General features: G+C 53.1%; 7 protein-coding genes. 2 read left to right on the top strand and 5 right to left on the bottom strand.

Annotation, left to right across the window (positions count from 1 at the left end; genetic code table 11):
* Positions 1-217: Flp family type IVb pilin (locus tag JE47_RS0112400; protein ID WP_236631227.1), on the top strand; the 217-nt coding region annotated here is incomplete at its 5' end.
* Between the two features lie 99 nt (positions 218-316).
* Here the strand turns inward: JE47_RS0112400 and JE47_RS0112395 are convergent.
* On the bottom strand, positions 317-967 hold the full coding sequence (locus tag JE47_RS0112395) for a Crp/Fnr family transcriptional regulator (protein WP_031460067.1): 651 nt from the start codon (positions 965-967) through the stop codon (positions 317-319).
* Positions 968-1,035: 68 nt separating this feature from the next.
* Here JE47_RS0112395 and JE47_RS0112390 point away from each other — a divergent pair, with 68 nt between their 5' ends.
* Positions 1,036-1,803 (top strand): alpha/beta fold hydrolase, encoded by a 768-nt coding sequence (locus JE47_RS0112390; RefSeq protein WP_031460066.1) that lies wholly within the window; start codon positions 1,036-1,038, stop codon positions 1,801-1,803.
* Between the two features lie 46 nt (positions 1,804-1,849).
* On the opposite strand, the gene JE47_RS0112385 is transcribed toward JE47_RS0112390, so the two are convergent.
* The 4 genes from JE47_RS0112385 to JE47_RS0112370 all read right to left on the bottom strand — a co-directional run bounded on the left by JE47_RS0112385 (position 1,850) and on the right by JE47_RS0112370 (position 6,189).
* Positions 1,850-2,956 (bottom strand): PQQ-dependent sugar dehydrogenase, encoded by a 1,107-nt coding sequence (locus tag JE47_RS0112385; RefSeq protein ID WP_236631226.1) that lies wholly within the window; start codon positions 2,954-2,956, stop codon positions 1,850-1,852.
* A gap of 590 nt (positions 2,957-3,546) precedes the next feature.
* Positions 3,547-4,812, bottom strand: a complete 1,266-nt coding sequence (locus JE47_RS0112380) for a lysophospholipid acyltransferase family protein (RefSeq protein WP_031460064.1) — start codon at positions 4,810-4,812, stop codon at positions 3,547-3,549.
* Complete coding sequence (locus JE47_RS0112375) at positions 4,802-5,776, bottom strand: NAD-dependent epimerase/dehydratase family protein (protein WP_031460063.1); 975 nt, start codon at positions 5,774-5,776, stop codon at positions 4,802-4,804. The genes JE47_RS0112380 and JE47_RS0112375 overlap by 11 nt, the downstream gene beginning before the upstream one ends.
* On the bottom strand, positions 5,773-6,189 hold the full coding sequence (locus tag JE47_RS0112370) for a type II toxin-antitoxin system death-on-curing family toxin (RefSeq protein WP_031460062.1): 417 nt from the start codon (positions 6,187-6,189) through the stop codon (positions 5,773-5,775). The genes JE47_RS0112375 and JE47_RS0112370 overlap by 4 nt, the downstream gene beginning before the upstream one ends.

Below are 6,189 nucleotides of genomic sequence, written 5' to 3'. Positions count from 1 at the left end.
ACAGTGGCATTATAAAAAGAAAGGAGGTGATCATGCTATGCTTACCCACGTGTTGTTCCTGGTACGCCGATTAGGGCAGCAACGCGAACGGGGTCAGGGATTGGCCGAGTACGGGTTAATTATTACGTTAATTGCACTTGTTTGTGTTCTGGCGATCAGTGCTGTCGGCGGTTCACTGGCTGATATGTATAATACGGTCGCTGCTCTCTTTCAGTAGGGCTTGTGCTTGCTGAGCATACCCTTGCCACCCCACACGCTTCACTCTATCGTTGCGAGCGTGTGGGGTGATTCTGTTCTGCACACTCGTCACCCTACCCTATTCTTCTGCCACTTTCGCCAGCCGCGTTCGATCTAATACGATGACTCGCCCGCGTTCTAACTTCACCAGTCGTTCCTCGGCCATCCGGCGTAGTGCTCGCCCGGCAATTTCACGCACGGTACCGGTGCGTTCAGCCAGCTCTTGCTGCGTCACTTCAGCAGTTCCTTCGGCAGCTTCGGCCAGTAATAATCGCGCCAGGCGTGCGCGTACCGAACGGAAAGCCAGGTCTTCTACCAGCATCACCAGTTCGCGTAATTGACCGGCTAGATCAGAAAGGGCGGCCAGGGCTAGATCAGGGTGTTTGCGAATAAGCATCAGTAGATCATCACGTTCCAGTATCAGACAGGTAACCTGACTCATCGCTCGTGCTGACGCCGGACTCGTTCCACCGTCGAAGATTGGTACTGCATTGAAGTATTCACCCGGTCCTGCCATCGCCAGTACCTGCTCTCGACCATCAGGGGCAGTGCGTGACAGCCGTACTCGACCACGGACAACAAAGAAAATGGCATGGGCGGGTTGATCTTCGTGTATGATATATTGACCAGCTCGATAGTTGCAGATTTGTACCCGACGAGCAGTATCGGCTAGCGTTGCCTCATCAAGACTGGCGAACAACGGAATGGCACGCAAGTCTTCTATGGTCATTGCATAACTCTCAATCTTGGTTTCACAGTAAGTACATTATCGCTGTTTGTTATCATTATAGGATTTTTATGCTTAGACAAGTTACGCTACGTGATGGAGCAATCATCGCATATCACGATGTAGGGAGTGGCTTACCGCTCTTACTTATGCACGGTTTTACCGGCACAGCGCGCAGTCACTTGGGCTTGCTTATCGATGAACTCAGCCCGGATTATCGGATTATCGCCCCCGATTTACGTGGATATGGCGCCAGTCGGCCACCGAATCGCGATTTTCCACCCAACTTCTATCAGCGCGACGCGGATGATATGGCCGAACTGCTCGATATGGTACAGCCGGGGCAAGTGGTCGTGATGGGATTCAGCGACGGCGCCGAGAGTGCATTACTTCTCGCAGCACGGCATCCTGATCTGGTGCGTGGTGTAGTGGCGTGGGGTGTTTCTGGTGTGATCAGTCAGGCCATGGTTGACGCTGTGCAAGACTGGTTACCGGTTTCAGCCTGGGGTGAGCAACGGGCAGCCTGGCGAGACGAGATTATTGCATTACACGGTCGTGAACAGCTCGAACCAATGATAGAGGGTTGGGTAAGGGCAGCCGAGGCCATACTGGCCGCCGGTGGTGACATTTGCCTGCGTGCAGCGTCGCACATTCGCTGTCCAGTGTTGCTCATCAATGGTGACGGCGAAAAGAACAACTTACCACAAGATGTACAACGCCTGGCTGCCGCCATTCCCAATTGCCAACTGGTGTTCGTTGCCAATAGTGGTCACACCATTCAAGAAGATCAACCCGCCGAATTGATGCGTCTGATCAGAGCGTTTTTGGCGGGTATGTGAGCGCATGATCGAAAAGCTGAGACCGCTGAAAAACCATGATGTGGTATTACCTGTCTCGATGTCCAGAGGCAACCAGCCGGTACACCCCACCAGCCCGGTCAAGCAAATACATTTCTCCTGCCTCGTCTAACCCAAACGATGTCGTTTGAATATTCACGCGGGAAACCAGCGCATGTTGCCACGATTCTCCATCAGCATCGGCCCAGAGCGCCCACAGATTACCGGTACAAAAGTCGGCGTAGAAATAGACACCGTTTAACAGCGGCTGCCGTTCACCGCGATACACCTCACCTCCGGTCACCGAACAACCACCGGTAGCGCTATCGTGACCATACACCGCTACCGGTAAAACCAGACCGGTCGGATCGCAGTTCGCTGATCGATAGCACTGGTCACCCTCCATGAGCCGCCAGCCATAATTCAAACCGCCTGCCTGAGCCGAAGCGACGTTGACCTCTTCCTGCGCATTCTGTCCAACATCAGCGATGAAAATCAGCTCACGCACCGGATCGAAAGTAAAGCGCCAGGGGTTGCGCAACCCGTAAGCCCAAATTTCTGGCAAAGCGCCAGACAATCCAACGAAAGGATTATCGGGCGGGATCGTATAAGGTTGACCATTGTCCACATCGATTCTCAGTAACTTGCCAAGCAGTGTGTCTAACCGCTGCCCAGCATTGATCGGATCGCCAGCCCCACCACCATCACCGGTGCCAATGTAGAGGTAGCCATCAGGGCCAAACAGTAATAAGCCACCATTATGATTCGCGGCAGGCTGTTCAATGCGCAACAACACACGGGCGCTGCTTGGGTCTGCCTGGTCAGGATTGTTGCTGACACGGTATTCGGCGATCACCGTGTTGCCGCGCGTATCGGTATAGTTCACAAAGAACCTTCCATTTGCCGCGTACTGTGGATGAAACGCGACGCTGAGCAATCCCTGTTCATTGCCACGTGATCCTACCCGTTCACGAATATCGAGGAATGGAGTTGATAATCGTTTGCCGTTGTGCAAAATCCAAATTTGACCGGCCTGCTCAACTACAAACAACCGTCCGCTCCCATCACCAGGGTGGGTGAGATGAGTCGGACGCGAAAAGCCATCAGCGATACGCTCAAGCGCATAATCAAATGTCGCTGGATCAATAGCTGTCATAGACGGTTCTGGTGTAGATGTCGATTCATTTGTAACGGGAGTGCTGCTTGCCAACGTATTCGAAGTTGCCGTAACGGTGGCGGTGGGCTGAATTGTTGCAACCGGCGCCAAGATTGGCGCTGTAGGCGGTATAGATGGTTCATCTGTCCTGCTTCCTGGAACAACAGTACAGGAAATCAAGCCAACGAGACTGATCACAATTATCCAGATGCGGTATGGCATGTGAGGTCCTAATCTAGCAACCAGAGCATATCCTATGTTATTCTTACCACACTTTCAGCCTGCTACGCAATGGTGTTAAATCCCAGATATACGCATTGATATGAAGCGCTCAAAAAGTATGCTCATAAAAATTCTTCTCGCTCCTGTTACCTGCACCCTTTCCTCTGCTTTGTGCAAATGTTTAATCATCGCCAGCCTCCGTTTTTGGCAGGCTACATTACCCAACATCTCATCAATGGGAGGGTATTTGCCTTATTTGAGCGGTCTCTGTCTTCTACATCACTACAGCAGTAGTAAATGATAGGGGTGCAGCTCTACTGCACCCCTTGCTTCCTCTGAATGTATCAAATTATCGCCATCGCCACTACTCAAAATACTGACGTGCGTTCAGCCAGCTTCTGATTAATTGTCTCCTGGATAATCTCACGCACCTGCTCTGATAAAGCCAGTACCGTAATAGGATCATCGGCGGCCGCTGGTTCGTATTCATTGGTGGCAATCGGAGGGCAGAAAGTGATGCTCCAGCGGGTGGGCAATGGAATAACACCTAACAAACCTAACCACGGGAAGAAAGGAGTAAGCGGGAAATAAGGAAAACCGAACAACTTCGCAATTCCCTCAGCATTGGCCAGCATCGGGTAGATCTCTTCGGCGCCAACAACGGCGACCGGTATAATCGGCGCCTGAGTGCGCAACGCTGCCTGTACAAACCCACCACGACCAAAGCGAGCCAGCTTGTAGCGATCTTTAAAGAGCTTCCCCACCCCTTTCAGACCTTCAGGGAAGACACAGACCAATTCATCCTGTTCGAGCAACCGAATTGCGTTCTCCGGAATCCCTGGCACCTGACCAAGAGCAGCCAGTGTCGGAGCAATCACCGGCAGGGTCGTAAACCAGTGTAAGTGCAGCGAGCGCACAATCCGTTCGTTCTGAGCCGGATGTTCATTAGCAACCGCAGTTGCAATCATTGCCCCATCCCAGGGTAAGACCCCACTGTGATTTGCGACCAGTAAGGCGCGCCCCTGGGCGGGTACGTGTTCAAGACCAGTGGCCGTTACCCGCCACCACGTTGTGTACATGAAGGTAAGAAACGGGCGGGCGATTTCGATAATCTCACGATCCATGCCGAAGGGATCGGTGCTGTACTCACCGCGTAACCGACGTTGAATAAAGTTGACCTGCTCGTCGATCTGATACCGTAGCACCATCCCGATGCCTTTCCAGAAATCGGGGTCGAGGTAATCGCGCAGATCGACTCCTTGCAGCATGCTATTCACGCGCTCGATCTGCGCCTGGGTCATACGTTGGAGATTTTCCCCAATCAGCCGTATAACACCAGCCGCAAAATGACCTAATGCTGCCTGTGGTGAAGGTTGTTGATCACTCTGCTGGCGAATATCAACCTCCACTTCAAAGAATTGCTCACTCGTTCGGCGAGCCGGTGTTGGTTCATCCCATTCTAAAGGTTGCGGTGTTGGTTGTGGCGGGTCAACTGCTCCTGCTTCTGCACCGTCGTCAGTTGCCGCCTGGAGCGGTCCCTGCTCCGTCTCCACAGTCACCGTCTGCACTCGCCGTCGGCGTGAGCGGCGCGGCTCTTTAGGTGTAGCCTGGGGATCAACCGGCTCATCGTTCATCAGTTCTTCTCCTGCGGTTCAAAAATTCATCGAGCGCACGTGCGGCCGCTGCGCGTTCCTCTTCCGGTGATAGTGGCTTGAGTGAGTCGAGGGCTGTCGCCATATCGTACCTTGCCGACCATCCCAACAGACGACAGGCCCGTTGCGGATCGATGGTACAGCGGTAGCGTAAAAAATCGACTTCAAAGGGCCATCCTGGTGGTGGCTGATTATCGAAGAGCGGCCCTAACACCGGAACCGGCTGATGACCAAGCCGTCGGATCACCTGACTGAGCGGCATTGGTTGCGCCGGAGCGATATTAAATGCCCCACCTATCGGTTGCTGGACGGCGGCGACCACCGCCTGGGCAGCATCGTCTACGTGCAGCAACTGGATCATTGGGTCAAAACCGAACAATACCTGGGGCGATGGCGAACAGAGATAGCGTATAAGCTGGCTTTGCGGATTCAGCAATGGTGCACAGCGCAGCACCGTCACCGTGATTTGCGGATGGCGTGCGGCGAAATCGCTAACGATCTGCTCAACCTCACCCAGGGTACGTAACAGTCCACGATAATGCTGGGTTCTGATCGGATGTTCTTCGCTGATGAATAACGGATTAAGGGGACTGGCACCGTAAATCCAGCCATGACTTCGCAGTACGATGTGGCGTACTCCGGCAGCACGACAGGCACCGAGAAGCTCCATTGTGCCAATAACGTTATGCTGGACGGTGGTTTCGTGATCGGGTAATGGCTCGTTGAAACCCAACAAATCGAAGTGAACGACCGTCTCAATCTGTTCAGCGCGCAAGAGTTCAAGCAATTGATGACGATCAAGGTGTGCAGTCAGCCAGTCAGCGCGCCCGATCGGCGCTTCTGGTAGCTGACGACCTAGCACGATCACCTCATCCTGTTGACTCAGCAACTGCGCCACTCGTGCGCTCAGCATCCCTTTTGCGCCGTTAATGAGCACCCGCGTCATGGTAACGTTCCTATATTCTCGCGTAGCCAGCGCTCAAGCTCTTCTCGATCCATATCGCCATGGCTTAACGCCCGAAATACCCAGGCAATCTCATCTGGTCCAACTTCTGGTCGTAAACAAGCGCCATTGATCGCAAGGAAACGGAGCAGACTCAGGAAAGCAGTAGCTTCATTTGCCGAGTTAAAGGGATGATGTTTGACCAGTAAAAAGGTAAAGACGGCGGCCTTACTGCACAGATCGGGATACAATTCTGTGCCAAAGAGGTGCTGGCGTGGCGCTTGTAATACCATTTGCAAGCGATCCTGACTCTTAATCCCGAATAGACCGCCGTACCTTTCGACCACAAACGTATGCAGATCAAGGACATCATCTTTTGTCAGATAGACGATCTCCGCCGATTCTTCGTCAAGCAT

The organism is Chloroflexus sp. MS-G (assembly GCF_000735195.1).
In the GTDB taxonomy this organism is placed as follows: Bacteria; Chloroflexota; Chloroflexia; order Chloroflexales; family Chloroflexaceae; genus Chloroflexus.
This window is presented reverse-complemented; position numbering and strand designations above follow the sequence as displayed.

Excerpts from the sequence above, each read along its gene's own strand:
- JE47_RS0112385 (WP_236631226.1), bottom strand. The coding sequence starts at position 2,956 with ATGACAGCTATTGATCCAGCGACATTTGATTATGCGCTTGAGCGTATC.
- JE47_RS0112370 (WP_031460062.1), bottom strand. The coding sequence starts at position 6,189 with ATGCTTGACGAAGAATCGGCGGAGATCGTCTATCTGACAAAAGATGAT.
- JE47_RS0112395 (WP_031460067.1), bottom strand. The coding sequence starts at position 967 with ATGACCATAGAAGACTTGCGTGCCATTCCGTTGTTCGCCAGTCTTGAT.
- JE47_RS0112375 (WP_031460063.1), bottom strand. The coding sequence starts at position 5,776 with ATGACGCGGGTGCTCATTAACGGCGCAAAAGGGATGCTGAGCGCACGA.
- JE47_RS0112390 (WP_031460066.1), top strand. The coding sequence starts at position 1,036 with ATGCTTAGACAAGTTACGCTACGTGATGGAGCAATCATCGCATATCAC.
- JE47_RS0112380 (WP_031460064.1), bottom strand. The coding sequence starts at position 4,812 with ATGAACGATGAGCCGGTTGATCCCCAGGCTACACCTAAAGAGCCGCGC.